We start from the raw sequence: 20,390 nt of genomic DNA on the forward strand, positions 1-20,390 counted from the left end.
CGGAGGGGCACCGAACCGGTCGGGGCCGGGGGAGTCATGGGTGCCGGTCGCCGTCGTCCTGGCGGGAACGGGACGGTGTCCGGTGCGTGGCGAGGGAGGACGGACTGCCCTCGGAACGTCTCGTCCTGCGGCCCGTGCGCGTCGGGGCGAGTGTGGTCGGGTCCACCGCCTCGGCGGGGGCGCCGACCGCGTACAGCCCCTCCGGTTCGGAGTCCCGGTCGTGCGGCAGCAGCCAGAAGACCCGGCGGCGGAACGTGCCCGAAGAGCGCGACGCCCTGGCCCCCGGGCCGAGTGTCGCGTAGCCGACCATGCGGCCGTCGCGGCGGTAGGCCGGCCGGCCCCGGCGGGTCGGCAGCCGGTCCAGGCTCTGGCGCACGTAGTCGAGCAGGGTGATGTCCTCCAGCCACACGAGTCCGGTCTCGTCACGGACCTCGTCCACCGTGATCAGAGAACTCATGCCGTCTCCTCCCCGTCGAGCAGACCGATGCCCGGATAGAACTTGCGCGAGTTCGACAGGACCATTTCCCTGGGCGAGGCGAGCCCCGCCAGGTCACGGGCCCGCTGGGCGAAGGCCCGTGAGGAGACCGGCGGCACGCCCTCGGCGCGGCACCACGTCCGGTACGAGGTGTACAGACAGGACTGTTCGGCCCGGCGGCCGTCGCCCAGCGTGCAGCACTCGTCGAAGAAACGGCCGGTGTGGTCCTCGGTCTCCGCGTACGCGGTGGTGGCGAGGCGGACCCGGTCGGGCCCGCCGAGGTCCCTGTCCCCGGCGAGGTAGCGCCGTGCCCCGTCGACCAGCCAGCCCAGTATCCCGGGGCCCTCCTCGGTCACCAGGAGGTCGGAGAGGTTCTCGGTCTTCCGGTCGTCGGGAACGACCCGTTCGAAGGGGAGGAGTCTGATGCGCCGCCAGAAGGCGAACCCTCCCGCACCGACCTCGGGGCGGTGGTTGCCGAGGAGCCAGAGCTTGTGCGTGGGCGTGAAGCTGAAGAAGTCCTGACGCATCCGTCGGGCCTTGATGCGGTCGCCGCCGGTGAGGAGTTTGACGCGGGCCTCGTCGAACCGGTCGCCCGGCCTCACCTCGGAACAGACGACGACGCGGCGGCCGTGGAGTTCGGCGAGATCGGTGGGGTGCCCCTCGAAGGGCCGTGCCATCAGGAACCCGGGCGGTGCGGCATCGGCGTAGTCGCCCAGCAGTTTCATGAGGACGTCGAGCAGGACGCTCTTGCCGTTCTTGCCCGATCCGAACAGGAACGGCATGACCTGCCCGCCGACGTCGCCGGTGAGGGAGTACCCCAGCAGCAGGTGCAGGAAGTCGATCATCTCCGCGCCCCCGGCGTCGTCGCCGAAGGTGTCGGCGAGGAACCGGTGCCACAGCGGGGTCGGCGAGGGGCGGGGTCCGACCGTGGTGGACCGGGAGTGGAAGTCCTTGTCGGGCACGGGAGGCCGTCTGCCGCCGGTCCGCAGGTCGACGATGCCGTCCGGGGTGCACAGCGCGTACGGGTCGGCGTCCAGACGCGCCGGGTTGAGCACCATGCCGGGGGCGGACCTGGCCTGGGTCAGGAGCGCGTTCACGCCCGAGGTCGACAGGGCGCGGCGTCGGTGCTTGCGCAGTGCCTGTGCGGTGTACAGGCCGCGCGGGTCGGTCGACGCGATGCGTTCCGTCAGGTCGCCCGCGGCCCAGATGACGGTGTTGTCCTCGTCGGCCTGCCAGCGGATGCCGTCCCACCGGTACCAGCCGAGACCGGGGACATGGCGGTAGTGATCGGCGTACAGGGTGACGAAGAGTTTCGCGTTGCCGCGGTCGGTCAGCGTGTCGGGGAGCAGCCCGGCGGCCGTGGCCGGATGACTCGTGACGGTGGGCGCGGTGGGGCACTCCACGGGGTCCGGCAGGGGAGTGGGGCCGGAGTGGGCGAGGATCTGCGCGGCCACCGCTCTCGCGTCGAAGCCGGGGAGGACACCGGCACCACCGTGACCGGTCACCGGGCACCTCTGGTGCGCCGGGCGCACGAGCGGTCCCCGGTCGGCCCGGGAGCGGCCGGGGCGGTCGAGGGCGCCGCGGGGGTTCGGTCGCTGCCCCCGGCACGGGGTAATAATCGCAGGTCAGGTGCATGACATGAGCGGGGCAGCGACTGAAGCGACCGAAGTCGCCCACATTCTTGACGAACGCACGTGTGCACGAGTGTCTTCATGTATCCGAACCTTCGGTCGCTTCAGTCGCTTCAGTCGCTGTGCTACGCCGGAATCACCTTTTGACCTGCACACTCTTGTGTTCTGTGCCGTTGCCTTCGTTGCCGACCGGACTTCTTGAGAGCTGGATGTCCCGGAAGGCCGGGCTGTTCGGGGCCGGGTGCTCCTCAGAAACCGGTGTTCTCCGGGAACCGGTGCTTCTCGCGAACCCGGGTTTCTCAGGAACCGGTGCAGCCGCCGTCGACCGGCATCGCGATGCCGGTGACGAAGGACGAGCGGTCGCTGCAGAGCCAGGCCGCGGCCTGGGCCACCTCGGTGGGTGCGGCCATGCGCTTCTGGACGGTCCGCGCGATGAACTCGTGCTCCAGCGCCGGGTGGGCGGAGACGATCTCGTCCATCATCTCGGTGCGGGTGGTGCCCACGACCAGGGCATTGACCCGGATTCCCCGGTCCCCGTACTCCAGGGCGGCGGCCTTCGTCAGGCCGATGACGGCGTGCTTGGCGGCGACGTACGGTGCGGACGCCCCGGTCGCCTGCAGGCCCGCGACGCTGGAGGTGTTCACGACGGCGCCGCCCGGGCCGGACTTCAGCATCACCGGGATCTGCTGGCGCAGGCAGTTCCAGACGCCTCGTACGTTGACGTCCATGGTGTGCTCGTAGATCTCGTCGCTCAACTCGTGCAGGTCCGTGCCGGCCGTGGCGAACCCGGCGTTGTTGAAGGCCGCGTGCAGTCCGCCGAACTCGGCGACCGCGGTGTGCACCGCGCGGGCCACGTCGTCGCTCTGCGCCACGTCCCCCGCCACGGCGACGGCCCTGCCGCCCGCCCGTTCGATCTCGGCGACCACGTCGTCCAGGTTCTGCCGTCTTCGTGCCATCAGCACGACCGCGGCTCCCTCGGCGGCGAACAGCCGGGCCGCCGCCGCCCCGATACCGCTGGAGGCGCCGGTGACCATGGCGACCTTGCCGTGCAGCATTCCGTGCTCGGTACCCATCGCGTTGACTCCTCTGACGCGCCCTGGCCCACGGTGCGCGTCGTCTCTCACCGGGTGACGGGACGGGGCCGTGTCCCGTTTCGCGCCGGGTCCGTCCGCGGAACGGACGGACCGGAAGGGGGGTGTCAGTCGCGCCAGACCGTGCCCGCCGCGGCCTCCTCGTCCAGAGCCCGCAGCAGAGTGTCGTCGATGGCGTCGAGGGAGCCGACGACGTGGCGCACACCGGCCTCCCGCATCAACTGTCGTTGGAAGCCGTGCTCGAAGGAGCTCGGGTGGCCGATGAACGGCATGTTCAGGGACTTCGCGGCCTCGGCGACCCGGGCGACGTCGTCGACGACGAGCACCTGGTCGTGCCTGAGGCCGAAGAACTCCGTGGCGATCTCGTGGATGCCGGGGCGGAAGGCATTGGTGCAGATGTACCCGGGGGCGTCGAACAGGTCGGCGAACTCGCCGAGGAACGTGTCGAAGTGTTCCTTCCCCAGCCCCCCGTAACACACCGTCCTCAGCCCCAGGGCCCTTGCCCTGCGGACCAGTTCGACGGCTCCTTCGGTGATCCGCACCGGGTGCGCGGTCAGGAACTCCGCCCGTTCCTCGAAGTACCTGGCCATGATGCCCTCGGAGCCGGAGCCGGAGCCGGAGCCGGAGCCGGAGCCGGAGCCGGAGCCGGAGCCGGAGCCGCGACCGAGGATCGAGGCGATCTCCCGTGCCGCGATGTGCCGGGGCTGGGAGAAGACGCGGCGTTCGACGTCCGCCGTGTACGCGGCGCCCCGACGGGTGAGAAAACCGTGGATCACCGGGCTGAAGGTGTCGTTGAGCAGGACACCGTCGATATTGAGCGCAGCCAGGCGGATCTGCCGAAACGTCGTGACCATGACACTCCTATGCTGACGTCAGTAAGAGGAGAAGTGCCTTGCGAGGAACGGCGGCGGGTGTGCGAGCGGTCGGCACGCACACCCGGCCTTGTTTCAGTTCTGCGCGGGAACGAGTTGCTTCAGGCGGTCGGTGCTCACTTCGGTCCGCATGATGACGCTGGGTACGGCGATGCCCGGGAGCAGCAACTGCCACATGCGCGCGACCCGGCCCGCGAGGTCCTCGCGTCCGCTGACCACCGCGGCGACGGTCTGCATGCCGGTGCACGCCTCGACGACGAACTCGGCGACGGCGCCCGGTTCGACGCCGGGCTGTAGTTCACCCTTGTCGGAGGCCACCACCAGGCAGTCGGCCATGATCTTCGCCCAACTGCTGTACGGGCTGGAGTCCTGCACGCCGAAGGTCGCCTGCTCGCCGGTCAGCCGCACACCGGCGCGCAGCAGCGGATCCTCCTGGAGCTGGTGCGACCAGATCAGGGTGAGGTCGACCAGGCGTTGGAGGCCTGTCGATTCCACCCACGGGACGATCGCCTCGGCCTGGGCGTTCATCAGCGCCCGGGCCAGTGCCTCTTTCGATTCGAAGTGGTGGTACATCGCGCCGGAGGTGACCTCGGCCCGCTTCAGGATCCGGTTGATGCTCGCGCCGGCGAAGCCGAACTCGTCGAACACCTCCGCGGCCGCCCGCAGGATCGTCTCGCGGGTCTGCATGGCCCGCTCCTGCTTCGGCCTGCCCATGGCCACCTCCATAAAAAAAGAGAACGGTCTTTATCGTATAGGCCGTCCCTCCGTCCCGGAAGAGAAACAGGACGGGCCCCGTGTTTTGGCCGTCAGTACGTCGCCGCATCCGTCGGCCGCTCACCTTCTCACGGCCTTGACCTGCAACGATGGTGTATCAGTGGCTTGATTGCGGCGTCTCGGGAGGCCATGGACGGCGTCATGGGAGAGGTGCGTGACGAGGCATCCATCCCTATGGAAAGGAAATGGCCGTCATGAAATGGTTCATCAATTTATGCGGCGTTCGATGTCGGAGCAGCGGCCCGGATTCCCGTACGAAAACCTGTCGGGAGGACATGATCTCCGCGGCGCGTCCGGCGGGGGAGGGCCCTCAGGAGGGGAGCAGGGCGGCGGAACGGGCGTTGTAGGCCTCTGCCAGGTCCCCCGCCAGTACGGATTCCGTCCTGGCGCCGAACGCGACGCAGTGGACGGCACAGCCGATCACCCAGCGCTCGTCCGTGACGTGGACGAGGGAGACGCGCCAGACCTCGCCCTCGCTCAGCGCCATCGGATCCCCGGCGGCCTCCCGGACCGTGGTGAGCGCACTGCCGAGGTCGGGCACGGAGGCCAGGACCTCGACGGCGGGGGCCGGCGCGTCCGCGGGCCGTGCCACCGGTTCCGGGTCGTAGAGGTAGGCGGAACACAGTTCGTCGTGGCGCAGGTGGACATCGGCGACCGCGGCTTCGAGCGCGTCGAGATCGAGCGGTCCGTGCACCATCCACGCCAGTACGCAGTGTGCCGACGGGTCGTCCTCCGGAGCGAGCAGATGGGCCGTCAGGGAGGCCGCCTGCTCGGGGGTGAGCGGTGCGCCGTCCACCGGCGGGGCCGCGGCGGCCGACGGGGCCGCGGCCGCCGGTTGCGTGAGCGGGGTGTGCGCGATCAGATGCCCGAGACGGCCGGCCGGCCCCCCGGTGTTCCGGCGGTGGACCGTCGCCGTCCCGACGGCGCCGGGCCGGGCCGCTTCCTCCTGGGCCCGCGGGAAGTCCGGGTCCGGCGTCGCCACCGGCAGTGCGCCCAGAGGAACGGCGATCGAGTGCTGTGCGTCGCGTTGTCCGTCTCGCATGCTTCCTCCTCGTACCGCCCCGGGCTGAAGCTGTTCCCGCTCGGCAGATCCCGCTTTCCAAGCGCTTGGCAAGAGGTTGCCACGAGGCGGCGAGGCTTGGCGACAACGCCGGGACGACTCCCGACGACCGTGGCAAGTCGTTCCCCTGAACAGAAGCCGTGATCAGGAGACGGTATGTTCGCCGCGCTGGGCAAGCGTCTCGGCGAGAAGTTTCCAGATGTCCGCGGTCAGCTCGATGTTGGACGACTGCTGGGCCTCCCGGGCCAGGGCGCGCATCCGGTCGAGTCCGACATCCGGGCGCCCGCCCAGTATCAGCAGACGGCTGTCGAGGATCTCCAGCCTCACCCGGTCCCGGTAGGTCAGGCGCGGACCGGTCTTCCGCACCTCGTCCACCAGAGTCCGAGCCTCCTCCAGCTCACCCTTCTGGAAGGCGAGTTCGGCCTTGAGGGCGGTCAACTCCTGGGCGAACGAGGGGACCCCGACGTAGACGAGGGCGCTGTCGGCCTGATCGATGCAGCATTTCGCCGCGCCGAGGTCCGGTGGGCTCTTGCGCAGGTGCAGTTTGGTCGCCGCGATCCGCAGGCGCAGCCACAGTCGCAGGTCGATGGCGCGGTCGAAGCCGTCCAGCGCGGTGAGGAGGAGTTCCTCCGCCGCGGCGTTGTCGCCCTGGTGCGCGCGGACCGCGGCGGCGGTCCAGAGCGCCTCGGCCCACAGTGCGTCCGACCGGCCCTCGGTCATTCCGGTCAGCTCGTCGGCGTGCTGCCGGGCCCGGGTGAGGTGTCCCGTCTCCGCCTCCGCCGACACGAGTGCCAGCAGGACGTTCACGACGTCACGGGCGGGGAGACGTTGCTCGCGCGCCAGCCGGTACGCGGCGGTGGCGGCGTCGGTGGCGGGAGCCGTGTCGCCGCTCGCCCGTAAGCAACGGGCGAGCTGGGTGAGGCCGCGGGCCTGAAGGGCGGGAAGGGCCAGCTCGTCACCGAGGCGCACCATCTCCTCCAGGTACATCCGCTCCCGGCCGTGGTCGTTGTGCCGTTGTCTCCAACGGGCCAGCATCCACAGGGCCTGCCAGCGCAGCGCGTCACGGTTGTGCGAGCCGTTGAGGGCGCGGTCCAGCGCCTCCAGGTTCTCCTCGGTCTCGGCGGAGGCCACATGGGCGAGTGCCTGGGGCAGCGTGTCGGCGGGCGCTTCCTCGAACGCCGAGGAGGAAACACCGAGTTGGCGGGCCAGATGGTCCACGGCCCGGTCGGTGGGGTGCCGGGCCCCCGATTCGAGGCGGGAGAGGTAGCCGGTGGACATGCCGTCGCCCGCGAGTGCGGCCTGGGACAGCCCTCGTTCGAGCCTCAGCTGTCTGAGTCGACGTCCGAACAACGGCTGCTCCAACATGACCGACACCATCTCCTGAACCCACGTGAGACAAACAGGTGACGCCGTCCGGAGGCGACGCCCACCGCCCTGGGGCCGCGTGGAGGCGGTGGGCAAAGTATTGCCGAAAATCAGCGTTCGCGCAGCATGCCCGGCGAGTTGTGCGACCTCTTTCTGATTGCCAGGATGCTGGAAACCATTGCCAAGGTGCCGAGAGGGGATTGCCACGGTGCTTCGGTTCGGTCGAATTTTCTGAATGGGATGTCGAAAGAGGGGGTCCGACAGGGTTCGGTCCGTTTGGATTTTTGTCCGGTATGCCGCTCCCGAGTTGCTCCGCTCGTTCGGGGTGTTGCGGTGGTCACCCGTGAAAACGGTTGACCGGGGGCGGTTCTTGGCAGGTTCGAGAGGTTTTTTCGGCCCTGCGGTTTCTCTTCATAGGTATCGGTTCCCATCCGTATTCGGGCGACGGTCCGTATACGATTCTTCCTCACACCCCCGGGCTTGGGTCGGCATTGGTCGCCGACCCTTCTCCGGACGTTCGGAACGAATTCCCGGACGACGGGAGAAGGGTTGCTCATTCCGTGCCGGTAATCGGGTTCCGAACGATGCCGGTGGGTCCCGAATGTGCCATCCGGTGGAATGCGCCGGCCATCCGTCGGAATGGATCAGGAGGACGGCGGAGCGGAGGGGCGGAGTCGGAGGACGGGGGAACGGGCGGGGCCTCAGGCTCCGGTCAGGTCGGTCATGCCGGTCGACGCGGTGAAGACGGGCACGTCGTTCTGACGGGCGTCGATCCGTGCGCCGCGGTCCGCGCAGTCCGCCGGGGGAGCGGTGTCGGTCCCGTCGATCCAGCAGGGGGAGTCGAACTCCACGTACTGGTGGAAGCGGACGTCCATGAAGGTCGGCGTCTCGGCCGCCGGAGCGGCGGCCAGGGCGTGGCCGGCCTGCCGGACCGCCTCCAGGAGCAGCATGCCCGGCACGTGGTCGACGGGGTGGTCGAACAGGACCGGGTGGGACGTGTCGACGCGCAGTTGCCAGCAGGCCTTCCGCGGAGTGGGCGTGAGCACGACGTCCCGCGCGCGATGGCGGCCGACCGTGCCGTGGTGCACGGGGGTGGTGGGGGAAGGCGCCTGGCCGTAGACGCGGGGTATGTCGTCACCGCGGTCCCGGCGCAGCCACTGGTAGACGGTGGGGGAGTGGATGCCGGACCGGGCCGACGCCACGGCCAGCAGCGCGTTGTCCCGGACCGCTTCGATGTCCATCCGTATGGACGAGGGCACCACCCTCTGGCGTCTGATCTCCGAGCAGCGTATGTGCAGTTCGATGTCGGCCGGGGTCGCTCCCGCCCTCAAGGCCCCGGGGTTCACCCGGTAGCGGAAGTGCGACCAGCTGAGCTGGTGTCCGAAGGGCACCCCGTATGCGGCGTGGATGAGCAGCGGAAAGGTCTGCCGCACCGTTTCGCAGAGCAGCAGTGGGTCGTGAAAGCCGCGTTCGGAGGCATAGAAACTGTGGCTGCGCGGCCACTGGGCGGTGACGACGAAGTGATCGTCGGCCATTTTGTGCCAGCCGGTCAGGAACACCTCCGCGAGCGCCGCCCGGTGCACGTACTCCTTGGCGACCGTGGTGGTCAGAGCGGGACGCGGTACGGCGGGACGTTCGGTCGTGATGAGCATGCCACTCCCCTGGGGCGTGCCGATGTGGAACCTTCCGGCGTCGGGCCGTGAAGGTGCTCAGTAAAATAAAGGATGCTCGTTTTGTTTGTCGAGTAGGACGTGTGAATATGGTGTTGAGCAGGGGGTGTCCGTGAGAGGGCGGTGAAGGAAGTCCTGCTTTGATCTTGCTTCGTGCGGGAGATTTTCGTACCACTGTCGGTGGTCGATGCGATCGGTGATTCGGGGGGAAGATCCTCTGTCGAATTACGTGCGGCCGTACGGGGCGAGTCGGCTGGTCGCATCGGCGAATTCGCGGTGACATTTCGGGAAAGGGATCCCCGCTTCGGCGGTGCGTCACGCCTATTCCAGCGGAATATCCCGTCGGGCCGGTGCCGCGCCCCGACGGCACCCGTGCGGACGGCACCCGGTACGCACGGGCGCCGTTCGGCCCGGACGGGCGAGGCGGTACGGCCGGGGAGGAGCGCGGGGCGGACGAGGCGGGACGGGACGAAGGCGGGACGAAGACGGGACGGCGGTTCGCTCCGGTGCCGTTTCAGACGGCCTCGTCGGTCGCCGATACACCCGCGAGGGCCAGGCGCCACACCCGTTCGAGCGACTCGGTGGCGTCGCGCACCTCCTTCGAGGCGTTCAACTGGGCCTCGGAGCCGGCCGTCAGGTACTCCACCAGCCTCGTGACGTCGTCCGGCAGCGCGCCCTCCCGCAGCTCCCCGTCCCGGGACGCCTTGGCCAGGAGTTCGCGCACGGTGGGGAGCCAGATCTCCGACCACTCCTCGAACGCCTGCCGCTCACGTGCCAGGCGCACCGCGGATCGCACGAGAGGTTCCTTGTCGATCAGCCGCGTCAGTTCGAGCGTCAGTCTGACGACCGCGCGCAGCGCCGACCCCGGCTCGCTGCCGAGCTTGTCGAGCGCCGCTTCCACGAGCTCGCGGCCGCCCTCGTGGACGGCTTCGGCGAGTTCGGCCTTCGACGCGAAGTGGAAGGACAGGGCGCCCATGGAGATGTCGGCCGCTCTGCTGATACGGGCCAGGCTCGTGCGCTCGTAGCCGCCCTGGGCGAACTGTTCGGCTGCCGCGTGCACGAGCGCGGCCCGGGTCCGGACGGCCCTCGCTTGTTTGACCATGTTTTCTCCGAAGTCGTTCGTGGGGGGCATGCGGCGCCGCGGCTCGCGCCTCGTGCCGCAGCCTCCGCGCCGTCAGGTCATGGCGCCCGCGGGGCCCAGCCTGCGTCGGTGGTCCGAGAACTACAACGCGGAGTTGCTGAAGACGTATCGGGTTTCCGCCGGACTCCCGCGGAAGGTCACCGCGGCGACGCGGCTCTCCGTGACCGGTCCCGCCCCGGTACCGCGACGGTGAACACCCCGCGGGCCGACGGGTGCCGTGTCGCGTCCGGGGGCCCTGGTGTGGCGGGGCGGGGCCGGGAACTGCTTGTGTCCGGACGAAAAATCATAGAGATCACTATGTCAGATACGGTTCCGGTGATTTCGGGGCAGGGCCTCGGCCGGAACCCCGTCATCGGGGCACCGTAGATGTTCGAATGCCTCACGGATGCGTCTGACCAGGCAAAATGTACCTACCCTCTCGGTTTTGATCGTCGGACCGGTCTTCGGTGGGGGTGCTGATCGAGATTTTCGCGGACTTGGCGAAGTCGCAAAGTTGGCTCCGAGGGGTCATAAAACAAAGAGGTCGTTCGCTATTGTTTCTTGGTGCTCGTCGCGGTCGCCGGCTGTCGCAGGGAGGGAACGTCATGGTCACGAGTACGAGTGCCGCCACGCGGTCACGCACCTCGGTGCCTGGGTTCGCCGAGGCCGTCTTCGAGAATCTGCCACGCACCGACCAGCGCAGGTGGGCCCACGTCTATCTGCAGAGCCTGCTCACCACGACGGGGAAGAAGTCGGTCCGCCGCCTCGCCGCCACGGCCTCGCAGTCGCCGACCGCCTCGCAGTCGCTCCATCAGTTCATCAACGCGAGCCCCTGGGACTGGGCACCGGTACGGGAGGAACTGGCCCGCTGGACCGCCCGGCGCATGACGCCGTCCGCCTACGCGATCGACCTGGCGGTCATCCGCAAGCGCGGCGAGCACTCCTGCGGGGTCCACCGCCGCTTCGTCCCGTCGACGGGACGCTCCGTCACCTGCCAGGTGGGCATCGGCGCGTTCCTCACCGACCGAGACCTCGCGGTGCCCGTCGACTGGCGGCTGATGCTGCCGGGAGCCTGGGTCAAGGACCCGGACCGCAGGCGCCGTACCCGGATCCCGGACGACATCGGCCAACGCCCCCTGGAACAGCACGTTCTCGACCTTGTCGACCACCTGGCACCCGTGAACGGCGCCGCGTCCGTGCCGGTGCTGGCGGACCTGAGCACCGAACCGGGCGCGGCCGCCCTGGTGCGGGGGCTCGCCCGGCGCAACCGGGACTTCGTCGTGTCGGTACCGGGCAGCCTGCCGGTCGTGGCCGGCCGACACCTGCGGCTCACCCCGTACAGCGGTACGGGCGAGTCCGGCCTCGTCCTCACCGCCCGGAGCCTGTTCGAGATCGAGACCGGCAGCCTGGCCCGTATCGAGACAATCGCTCCCGGGGGAGGCGACGCCCGCCCGACCACGGTGCTCACCGGCTTCGTCGCCCTGCCCGGCACGGCACCCGCCCGCAGCCTGCTGCCGCGCCGCACCTACCGCCTGTTCGCGTTACGGGACCAGGCGCGCAGACCGGCCCAACTGTGGCTGACGAACCTGACGCACAGCCGGATGGAATCCCTGCTGGAGATCACCCGGCTGCAGGGCCGTACGACGGAGACGGTGCAGCAGCTGGAGGACGATTTCGGCCTCGCGGACTTCGAGGGCCGTTCCTTTCCCGGCTGGCACCACCACATGACCCTGGTCTCGGCGGCCTTCGCCTGCAGCCGACTCGGCGGAACGGGCAACGGGCCCGACGGGCCACCGGCCGCGGCCTGAACGCCCAGCACCCCCGTGCCCGTCCCGGCCGCACGCCGGCCCCGGAGCGCCCGGGACGCGGCGTCCGCCGGGAAGGCACGGCGGCGGGCCGGTCACAGCCGCAGACCCGCCTCGCCCGTCGGTGCCGCCGCGTCCGGTGCCACCGGGCCCCACGCGCGAATGACACGGACCAGATCGTCCGGGGCGGCGGCGAGGCGGACCGGGCGGCCCGCGTCGTCGAGTTCGGCGATGTGCCAGCTCCTGGGAACCGTGTCGCCGTCGTCGCCCCGGGCCCGTCGCACCTTCTCGACGGTGAGCCGCTCCACGGGTATCCGTATCGCCGCGAACCTGCCCGGACCGGAATGGGGCGTCACCGCGGGCGATCCGCCTCCGACGACGATGTGGGTGCCGAAGCCGTGCGGGTTGTAGTCGGTGTGTTCCAGGAAGCGGGCGGCCACGAACACCTCCTCCCCGTCGGACGTCCCGTGCTCGGACCCCACGGATCCCACGGACTCGCCGGACGTCCCGGTTCCGCCGGTTCCGCCGTTCCCGTCGGTCCACCGCGGCGCAGGGACGCGAGTGGCGCGCCAGGCCCAGGCGAAGAGGCCCGCCGTGGCCAGGGAGCCCGCGACCGCCCACGCGATCGTCGTGGGAGAGGTGGGCGGGAACACGGGGTGGAGGTAGCAGAACGGCAGCAGCCACAGGGCGGTGCCGACGAGCGCTCCCACGAACGGGAGGGCCGACGGAAGCACCTCGTCGTCCGCCAGCCGACGTCCGCGCCTACGCACCAGGAGCAGCGCCCCGGGGCAGCCCGCGGCGAGGACACATCCGGCCGCGACGGCGGAGAGGTCCCCGGCGGCCGGCATGTGCTCGTGCCACACGTGGTGCTCTCCGGCGACCGTCCGTACCGCGCCGCGCCAGACGGTGAGTTCGACGCGGTCGCCGGAGCGGAAGGCCGTGGCGGCCTCCGGCGAGACCGCGAGGCGCCGTACCGGACGTTGGTCGGCGAAGTACAGCCAGCTCCTCTTCTTGGGCCGGTGGGGATCGGTCCGCTCGATCACGGCCGCCAGGGCGGTCAGGCACTCGCCGCGCTCCTTCGCGGGCGTCGTCGCGGTGCACGGGACGGCCGACTTCCACGCCCGCTCGTCGGACACGGTGCCCGGCATCGCGTACGCGGCAAGGCCCGCCCCCACGAGCAGCAGCGCACACAGGCTCAGCGGTCCGGCCCAGCCGCGTCCCGCGGTGCGCCCGGTCACGACGGGGAGGTGGTCCGACCGGGGGGTGCCGTGAAGGCGGTGCAGGGCACGGAGCGCGTCCAGCGTCGCGTCGAAGTCGGGGTCGTCGGGCGACCAGCCCCGTGGCAGCGGCAGGAGCAGTTCGCTCCCGTCGCGCAGCAGCAGGCCGACGCGGCGCGCCTCCTGGGGCCGGGAGGAGTGCGAGTACTTCAGGTGCACCCTCAGGTCGACGATGTCGTGCCAGGGCACGTTCCGGCGGCGCAGCGGGGTTCGGGTGCGCACCCCGTGCTCGTCGGCGTCCACCCGGACGGCGATCCGGTGCAGTGACGCGATGCCCACCAGCACCGACAGGACACCGGCGCCGATCCATGGGTCCGGGCCCCGGTACAGCGCGTGCAGCACGGTCAGGATCGTGCCGATGGCCCCGAGCCCGGCGAGGAACCACAGGAAGCGTTTCTGGAGGGGACGGCAGCTCACGTCCCGGACACCGGTCATGTGCGGAATTCTGCTCTTCGCGGGATCGGGGCCGCATGTACGGATTCCGGCAGCCGTGCCCCCCGTGATCTTGCCGACTTCGTGCACGGGGCCCACGGGAACGGCCCCGGGAACAACGGAGATCCGCTGCTCCCGGGGCCGAGTCCGGGGCCCGCGTGGGAACTCCGCCCGGCACGGGCGGAGTTCCTCGGGTCAGGCCTGCTTGGACCTGCGGCGGGCCACGACGACGAGACCGGTGCCCGCGGCGAGTACCACGGCGGTGCCGATGACCAGGGGGATGGTGCCGCTGCTGCCCGTCGAGGCGAGGTCACCGCCGGCGCCGGAGGTGCTCTGCGACGGGGCGGGGGTGTCCGGCGTGCCGGCCGGTTCGGAGGAACCGGCGGTCGGCGTACCGCTCGCCGGAGGCGGCGTCACGGAGGCGGAGGGCGTGGCGTCGACCGGAGGGGTGGTCTCCGGGCTGCCGCTGGGCGTCGGCGTGGCGGACGGCGTGGTGCCCGTCTCCGGGAGGCAGCCGCTGAACGGGAAGTGGTGCGTCTCGGCACCGCCCGAGCCGTGCAGCGAGGCGACCCACACCGAGCCGTTGACCGGCGCGCCGGTGCCCAGTTCCAGATGCGCCCTGGGCGCCAGCACGCTGCCCGGCCAGGCCGCGAGGCTGCTCTTGGTGACCGTGGTGGCCTCGGGGAAGTTCCACAGCAGCCGGGCGCGGACCTTGCCGCCGGAGGCGCTCTGGAGCTTGTCGTCCAGCACGAAGTCCTGACCGCCGGAGAGGAAGAAACCGGTGGTTCCGGCCTTCGCCATGTCGTAGGTCGTGCCGCTGACGTTGACGATCGTGGTGGAGCCGGCCGGGACCTTGAGGAAGACCTCCTTGGCCTGCTCCAGCTGACCGGCGGTCACCTTGAAGACGTTGCGGTTGCTGTCGCCGCCCTCCAGGGTGAGCCTGCTGCCGCTCACGGTCACCTTGGTGCCGTCGGTCGCGGAAGCGCCGGCCAGCGCCGAGGAGTAGGACCGGAGCTTGGCGAACTCTCCGTCGAAGTCGATAAGGCCGGTCTTCTGGGTGAACGTGCCCGAGTGGAGTTCGACCGCGCGGTCGCGGACCTTGCCGCCGACGACCGCGTTGCCCTTCATGACCACGGTGGCCGACTTGTCGTTGAGCAGGTCGCCGCGGACGACGAGCGAGGCCCGGCCGGGCAGGGCGTCGACCTCCGCCGCCGACAGCTCGTTCGCGGCGCTGAAGCCGCCGCGGAAGTCGGCGTTGCCACCGACGGCCACCGCACCCTCCGCGTCGGGGGAGTGGACGTCGTCGCCGAGGACGAACTCGCCGTACTTCCCGGCGATACCGAAGGCGTCGGTGGTGCATGCTGCCGAATCGGCGGGCGCGGCCAGTGCGGCCGGAGCGGCCGTGAGGCCGAGTACGAGGGCGCCACCGAGCGCGGCGGCTGCGGCGGTTGCGGATATGCGCATGGGGCTTGGTTCTCCCGCGAAGATGAATGAGAAGATTCTGTGGCGGCTTTGCCCATAGTTTTCACACAATGGAACATTGGTCAAGACCAATGCCCGAAGTGCTGATGAAGCGCCAGGAAACGGAGCTTTGTCCGATATTGCTCCCGGGTGGAGGGCCTGACCCGCGCCGATCGCGCAGGGGGGCTCTCTCCCGCTCCCGACACCGGGGCCCGGCCGGATCGACCCGGTCCGGACGTGCCTGTCGGTGCCGCCCTTTACACTCGGCACCCGTTGCCACACCATCCGCACCATCCGCGCGCCGCCGAACCGAAGGACATGCACGTGTTTGAACAGGCTCCCATCTACGCACGACTGGTCGAGGAGCAGGGGGACGTTCCCGCGCAGGTGCGCCAGGAGGCCGAGAGGATCGAGGACGACCTGCGCAGGACGATGCAGCCGCTCCGGAACCTGTCCGAGCACGCTGCCCGCCAGGGCCGGCCGCCCACCCACCTGATGCCGTGACGGGGTTCGGAGGGCGGAGCCCGTACGGCTCCGCCCGGCACCGTCCGCGCTGATCCCCCGGGCGCCCCGGCCGCGAGTGGTGCGGGGCGCCCCACCGCACCACTGCGGTCGGCACCGTCCGCGGCGGACGTCCGCGGGACGGCTCGTGTCGGACCCGTCCGCCATGCTCCAGGCATGAATGAAGACTCCTTCTGGCAGCTCATCGAAGAGTGCGGAGCCCCGACCGGGGATCCGGAGGGCGATCTGCTCGCGGCCGCTCTGACGGACCGGCTGGCGAACGGCCCCGTGGCCGATGTTGTCGGCTTCGCCGAACAGCTCTCCCGGCTCCTGTTCGGGCTGGATCGCCGGGAATGCGGCGACGGATTGTCGGGCGACGCGTTTCTCTACACCCGGGCGGCCGTCGTCGCGGCCGGCCGCGAGGTGTACGAAGGCGTCCTGCGGAACCCGGAGCTGTTCGTGCCGTTCGCCGAGGATCTGGTCTGGGCGGAGGCGTTGCTCTACGTGCCCGACGACGCCTACCGGCGCATCACCGGCGACGCGTGGGACCGCGGCACCGCGTACGACTACGAGTCGTACTCCAACAGGGCCGGGTGGGCCGACGGCTGAAGGTCGTTCGGCCGATCCGGTCCGGCGTTCGGAGCTCCGGGCCCGACGGCCGGACGCCGGAGCCGGAGCCGGAGCCGGAGGGTCGGTTCACTCGTTCGGGTGGGGTGGTGATCCGTGGCGGCGGATCTCCGGGGCTTGAGCGTCGGGGCCCGGGCTTCGGGGCCGGGCGCCTTCTCTCGCCCGATCGAAAGCTCCTGACGGGCCGGCCCGCAGGCGGGTCGCGGCGGGGCGTGGGCGCGGCACCCGGCACGGCGGCGCGTTCCGGGCGCCGCGCCCCGTCCTACGGGCGAACGGCGACGTCTGCCGGACGGCCCTCAGGACCTGCCCGCCAGCGCGGGTTCGCGCGACACCTCCTTCCGGCACGTGGGGCAGTGCGTCGCCGACGTCGCGGGGACGGCCACGGGTGCCCCGGACTCACCGCCGGGCGGCGCATCGGGGCCGTCGTCGCGGGCCGGTTCGAATCCGGCCCTCACACGGCGCCGCTCCTTCCACAGGTGGTACAGGGAGATGGCCATGATGGTGGTGCCGACGGCGTTGGCCACGAAGTGCCACCAGACGCGGTACGTCACCAGCCCCGGGCCCGGTTCGAGGGCCCCGAACCAGGTGGACAGGCCGATGGCGCGGCTCGCGCCGAGTGCGACGGACACGGTCAGGACGACGTGCTCGATGCCGTGGATGCCCTGCATCCACACGCCCATCCTTGCCCATGCGCGGGACTTGAGCTGCCCGCTCGCACGGCGCGTGATCTGCATGATGCCCACCAGGCCGGCGAGGAACATGAAGTTGCCGACGAGATGCAGGATCTCCATGCCGAGCGACGGCTTCGTCATGTCGATCTGCCCCATGCCCCGGGCCAGACTGTCGCCCCAGGGCGTCATCCAGGCCGGTGAGTTGGGGTGGGCGATCCAGTAGCCTGCCTGCGCCACGTGCTCCTGGAAGTGGCCGACCTGACCGATGACGCCCAGCGCGACCAGGGCGACGGACACCCGGTACGCCCACGGGCGCACCGGTCCGCGGTTGGCGTAGGCGAGGACGGCCACGGCCGCCCACATCGCCGCGGCCCAGAGAACGAACAGCACGGCGCCTGCCGTGTCCACCGATGTCACGGTGGTACTCATGCCGGGCATGCCTGATATACCCGGCATGCCATGAGTGGAATGATCCATGGAAGCCTCCTGGATTGGGAGTGCCCGACGCTAGAAAAGGGGCGCGCGCGTCCACTACTCCTTCTGTGCGGGGTTCCCCGGAGGGTCCGTGCCACGGTTCCCGGGGAGTCCCGCGCGGGGTTCCCGGCATGCCGGAAGTCGTGCGAACGACCGTGTGGACAGGCCGACTTCACGAAGTCGCTGTTTCGCCACCGCGGTGGGCTGCTCGGTCCTTTCACGCAACCGGGGCGCCACTAGGCTGTGTCTTCATGGTGCAGTCGTCCGGCCGGACGCCGCACGGCAGACGGCAGTTTGAAGACACGGCCCCAGGGGTGAGCCCATGCTGAGACACACCTACGAGGGGCAGGACTGCTCCCTCGCCCGGACGCTCGAAGTGGTCGGCGAGCGCTGGACGCTCCTCATCGTCCGGTCGGCGCTTCTCGGCATCAAACGGTTCGACGGTTTCCTGGAGAGCCTCGACATCGCGCGCAACGTTCTGACCAGCCGCCTGACCAGGCTCGTCGAGCACGGTCTGATGGAGCGGGTGCCGTACCAGGACAAGCCCGTCCGGCACGAGTACGTCCTCACGCCCGCGGGCCGCGATCTGACCTGCGCCGTTCTCGCGCTCATGCAGTGGGGCGACCGCAACCTCCCGCAGGAGGCGGGGCCGCCCCGGCGCGCCGATCACCACGGCTGCGAGGGCACGGTGCTGGTGGAGATGCGCTGCACCGGCTGCGGGCGTGCCGTCGACGACTCGGGGATCCATGTGCGGCATCTGCGCTGAGAGCCTGTCGGGCCCGCGGCGGCGGTGACCGGAGGGGCCGCCGACCGTGCGATCCGGTGCCGTTCCGCGCGTGTGCGGAACCCGTGGCGCCCGGCTTCCCTTCGCACAGCGGAAGATGCCCGCCGTCTCCCCGCCATCTCACCATGAGGCCTCCGCCGTCCGAGGGGGCGGCCCGTGGCTGGAGGCATCGATGGCATCCGTGTGGGGAGCGCTGCGCAGGCTGATCCTGGCCCCGTCGCTGGACGAAGTGGGCTTCGCGGGAAGGGGGTTCGAGGTCGAGCCCACCGAGGGCACACGACACCTGGAGGCGGTCCCGCAGGCGGTGGTGTGCGGCTTCGAATGGGGGATCGCCGATCGCGACCTCGCCGAGACGGAGCGGCGTCTGTCCATGGTCGACCAGGAGCTGAGGGGTTTCGCCTACGAGGGCGCGACCATGGCCTGTGTCGTCCGGGACGCGATGGGGCCGCGCGGCGGGGACCGCACCAGGACGCTGCTGGAGGGCGGCGGCAGACCGCACATCTTCCTCAACTACATCGGTGTCGGCTTCGCCATGGCCCGCCTTCCCCGGCCGTTGTGGAAGAAGGCGCTGCCCGTGCTGACCGACGCCGATCTCTATCCCGCGATGAGCTGGCTGGCCGTCGACGGCTACGGTTTCGACCTCGCCTACTTCCACACCCGGCGATGGGTGGGTGAACAGCGGGTTCCCGAGCCCTACCCGTTCGAGGGCGACGCCGCGTACTTCCCGCGCGCCGTCGACCAGGGCATCGGGCGTGCGTTGTGGTTCATCCACGGCGGCTGCACCGACCGCGTCGCCGCGGCGGTGCACGCCTTCGCCGCGGACCGGCAGGCCGACCTGTGGAGCGGTGTCGGGCTCGCCGCCACCTTCGCCGGTGGCTCGGCCCCCGCGGGGCTGGCCGCCCTGCGAACCGCCAGCGGCCACCACGCCCCGCACCTCGCACAGGGCTCCGTCTTCGCCGCCAAGGGCCGCCACCGCGCAGGGTTCGTCCCGCGGCACACCCGGCAGGCCGCGCACGCCTTCACGGGCCTCGACGTGGACTCGCTGGCGCGGCTCGCCGACGACTGCGCCCCCGACGGCGCGGCGACGGGGAACGGACCGGCCTATGAGACCTGGCGCCGGAATACGCGCGAGCGCTTCTTCGCGAATGCTTCTTCGTGATCGTCGTTTGAGCACAACCGAAGTGGACGCCCCTCAGGGCCCCTTCGCTACCTTCGAAAGCAACTCCCGAGAAATGCGGGGAGATCCTCAAGAGGGGCGGTTGGCTGAATTGTCCACAACATTTCGTACGCTGCGGCGTCGTCTGCTCACGCCGAATATTTCGGCGACCAAACTGGAAGTGCGCGGGTTCTACCGCAAGAATCCCGAGGCCCAGGAACTGCTGGAGACAGTCGGCAAGTCGTTCCTCCAGGGATATGGGTACGCCGTCGAGGCGCGTTCGGCCGAGGAGGCCGAGGAGTGGCTCGCAGGCGTACCGCGCGCCTTCCGCGGCTTCGCCTACGAGGGGGCCGGGATGGGGGCGGTGGTGCTGGACGCGCTGCCCGGCCGCCGGGGCCGGCTGGCGGGGCTGCTGGCCGGTGCGGGCCGCGACCACATTTACATGATCTACGTCGGCATCGGCTGGGCCATGGCCCGCCTCCCGAAGTTCCTGTGGCCGGACGTGACCCGGACCGATCCGCTGCTGCGCTGGCTCATCCTCGACGGATACGGATTCCATCAGGCGTATTTCCATACCGATCAGTACGTGTACGACACCGCCCGCCACCACCCGTTCAGCTGGGCGAACGGTCCCGAGTCGTATGCGGCACGCGCCATCGACCAGGGCATCGGACGCGCCCTGTGGTTCGTCGGCGGCACCGACGCCGACCGCGTGGGCGACCTGATCGCCGCCTACCCGGCCCATCGCCACGCCGACCTGTACGGCGGCGCCGGGCTCGCCGCCACGTACGCCGGGGGAGCTGACCGCGCGGAGCTTGAGCACTTCGCGGAGCGGGCCGGGGCGCATCTGTTCTCCGTCGGCCAGGGTGCCGCGTTCGCCGCCGAGGCGCGCGAGAAGGCCGGTACCACCATCGCCCACACCCATCTCGCCACCGACGTCCTGTGCGGCACCACTCCGGAGCGGGCCGCCCGGGTGTGCGTCGACCTGATGCCCGGCCCGCAGGACCGGGGAGACATTCCCGCCTTCGAGTTCTGGCGGCAGGAAATCGCCGTGGCGATAAGGGAACGACGTGACGGAAATGGTGTCGAGGAAGACGACCACACGTTCACCACGAAAGGTGTCGGCAAGTGAGGAAGAAAAATA

At 70.4% G+C, this 20,390-nt stretch carries 18 protein-coding genes; 6 read left to right on the forward strand and 12 right to left on the reverse strand.

Annotated elements, in window-relative coordinates; translation table 11 throughout:
• Nucleotides 1-34: 34 nt before the first annotated feature.
• From ACF1CT_RS08040 to ACF1CT_RS08080, 9 genes are all read right to left on the reverse strand, one after another.
• On the reverse strand, nucleotides 35-457 hold the full coding sequence (locus ACF1CT_RS08040) for a DUF6009 family protein (protein ID WP_391782918.1): 423 nt from the start codon (nucleotides 455-457) through the stop codon (nucleotides 35-37).
• Nucleotides 454-1,890, reverse strand: a complete 1,437-nt coding sequence (locus ACF1CT_RS08045) for a phage/plasmid primase, P4 family (RefSeq protein ID WP_391783068.1) — start codon at nucleotides 1,888-1,890, stop codon at nucleotides 454-456. The genes ACF1CT_RS08040 and ACF1CT_RS08045 overlap by 4 nt, the downstream gene beginning before the upstream one ends.
• A gap of 515 nt (nucleotides 1,891-2,405) precedes the next feature.
• Nucleotides 2,406-3,179, reverse strand: a complete 774-nt coding sequence (locus ACF1CT_RS08050) for an SDR family NAD(P)-dependent oxidoreductase (protein ID WP_391782919.1) — start codon at nucleotides 3,177-3,179, stop codon at nucleotides 2,406-2,408.
• Nucleotides 3,180-3,304: 125 nt separating this feature from the next.
• Nucleotides 3,305-4,051 carry an HAD family phosphatase gene (locus tag ACF1CT_RS08055; protein ID WP_391782920.1) on the reverse strand — a complete coding sequence of 249 codons (747 nt, stop codon included), beginning with the start codon at nucleotides 4,049-4,051 and terminating at the stop codon, nucleotides 3,305-3,307.
• Between the two features lie 93 nt (nucleotides 4,052-4,144).
• Nucleotides 4,145-4,783: a ScbR family autoregulator-binding transcription factor gene (locus ACF1CT_RS08060; protein ID WP_391782921.1), complete on the reverse strand. Its 639-nt coding sequence runs from the start codon at nucleotides 4,781-4,783 to the stop codon at nucleotides 4,145-4,147.
• Nucleotides 4,784-5,153: 370 nt separating this feature from the next.
• Nucleotides 5,154-5,885, reverse strand: coding sequence for a hypothetical protein (locus ACF1CT_RS08065; protein WP_391782922.1), 732 nt, complete (start codon nucleotides 5,883-5,885; stop codon nucleotides 5,154-5,156).
• A gap of 162 nt (nucleotides 5,886-6,047) precedes the next feature.
• On the reverse strand, nucleotides 6,048-7,268 hold the full coding sequence (locus ACF1CT_RS08070) for a helix-turn-helix domain-containing protein (protein WP_391782923.1): 1,221 nt from the start codon (nucleotides 7,266-7,268) through the stop codon (nucleotides 6,048-6,050).
• Nucleotides 7,269-7,969: 701 nt separating this feature from the next.
• Nucleotides 7,970-8,920 (reverse strand): ScbA/BarX family gamma-butyrolactone biosynthesis protein, encoded by a 951-nt coding sequence (locus ACF1CT_RS08075; RefSeq protein ID WP_391782924.1) that lies wholly within the window; start codon nucleotides 8,918-8,920, stop codon nucleotides 7,970-7,972.
• A gap of 532 nt (nucleotides 8,921-9,452) precedes the next feature.
• Nucleotides 9,453-10,040 (reverse strand): TetR family transcriptional regulator, encoded by a 588-nt coding sequence (locus tag ACF1CT_RS08080; protein WP_391782925.1) that lies wholly within the window; start codon nucleotides 10,038-10,040, stop codon nucleotides 9,453-9,455.
• Between the two features lie 623 nt (nucleotides 10,041-10,663).
• On the opposite strand from ACF1CT_RS08080, the gene ACF1CT_RS08085 reads away from it, so the two are divergent.
• On the forward strand, nucleotides 10,664-11,866 hold the full coding sequence (locus ACF1CT_RS08085; protein ID WP_391782926.1) for an IS701 family transposase: 1,203 nt from the start codon (nucleotides 10,664-10,666) through the stop codon (nucleotides 11,864-11,866).
• A 92-nt stretch (nucleotides 11,867-11,958) separates the two neighbouring features.
• Here the strand turns inward: ACF1CT_RS08085 and ACF1CT_RS08090 are convergent, their stop codons facing one another.
• A complete protein-coding gene (locus tag ACF1CT_RS08090; protein WP_391782927.1) occupies nucleotides 11,959-13,575 on the reverse strand; it encodes a PH domain-containing protein in 1,617 nt (538 codons plus the stop codon).
• 192 nt (nucleotides 13,576-13,767) lie between these two features.
• Nucleotides 13,768-15,036, reverse strand: a complete 1,269-nt coding sequence (locus ACF1CT_RS08095; protein ID WP_391782928.1) for a choice-of-anchor A family protein — start codon at nucleotides 15,034-15,036, stop codon at nucleotides 13,768-13,770.
• A gap of 321 nt (nucleotides 15,037-15,357) precedes the next feature.
• Between ACF1CT_RS08095 and ACF1CT_RS08100 the strand changes: the two genes are divergently transcribed.
• Both ACF1CT_RS08100 and ACF1CT_RS08105 read left to right on the forward strand, forming a co-directional pair.
• On the forward strand, nucleotides 15,358-15,537 hold the full coding sequence (locus ACF1CT_RS08100; protein WP_391782929.1) for a hypothetical protein: 180 nt from the start codon (nucleotides 15,358-15,360) through the stop codon (nucleotides 15,535-15,537).
• A gap of 174 nt (nucleotides 15,538-15,711) precedes the next feature.
• A complete protein-coding gene (locus tag ACF1CT_RS08105; RefSeq protein WP_391782930.1) occupies nucleotides 15,712-16,143 on the forward strand; it encodes a DUF4240 domain-containing protein in 432 nt (143 codons plus the stop codon).
• Nucleotides 16,144-16,457: 314 nt separating this feature from the next.
• On the opposite strand, the gene ACF1CT_RS08110 is transcribed toward ACF1CT_RS08105, so the two are convergent.
• Nucleotides 16,458-17,288, reverse strand: coding sequence for a DUF6008 family protein (locus ACF1CT_RS08110; protein WP_391782931.1), 831 nt, complete (start codon nucleotides 17,286-17,288; stop codon nucleotides 16,458-16,460).
• 340 nt (nucleotides 17,289-17,628) lie between these two features.
• On the opposite strand from ACF1CT_RS08110, the gene ACF1CT_RS08115 reads away from it, so the two are divergent.
• The 3 genes from ACF1CT_RS08115 to ACF1CT_RS08125 all read left to right on the forward strand — a co-directional run bounded on the left by ACF1CT_RS08115 (nucleotide 17,629) and on the right by ACF1CT_RS08125 (nucleotide 20,378).
• Nucleotides 17,629-18,072, forward strand: coding sequence for a winged helix-turn-helix transcriptional regulator (locus tag ACF1CT_RS08115; protein ID WP_391782932.1), 444 nt, complete (start codon nucleotides 17,629-17,631; stop codon nucleotides 18,070-18,072).
• Nucleotides 18,073-18,262: 190 nt separating this feature from the next.
• Nucleotides 18,263-19,249 (forward strand): DUF1702 family protein, encoded by a 987-nt coding sequence (locus ACF1CT_RS08120; protein WP_391782933.1) that lies wholly within the window; start codon nucleotides 18,263-18,265, stop codon nucleotides 19,247-19,249.
• A 73-nt stretch (nucleotides 19,250-19,322) separates the two neighbouring features.
• Entirely contained in the window at nucleotides 19,323-20,378 is a 1,056-nt protein-coding gene (locus ACF1CT_RS08125; protein WP_391782934.1) for a DUF1702 family protein, read from the forward strand.
• The last annotated feature ends 12 nt before the right edge of the window (nucleotides 20,379-20,390 follow it).

This window comes from Streptomyces sp. NPDC014734, assembly GCF_043083325.1.
In the GTDB taxonomy this organism is placed as follows: Bacteria; Actinomycetota; Actinomycetes; order Streptomycetales; family Streptomycetaceae; genus Streptomyces.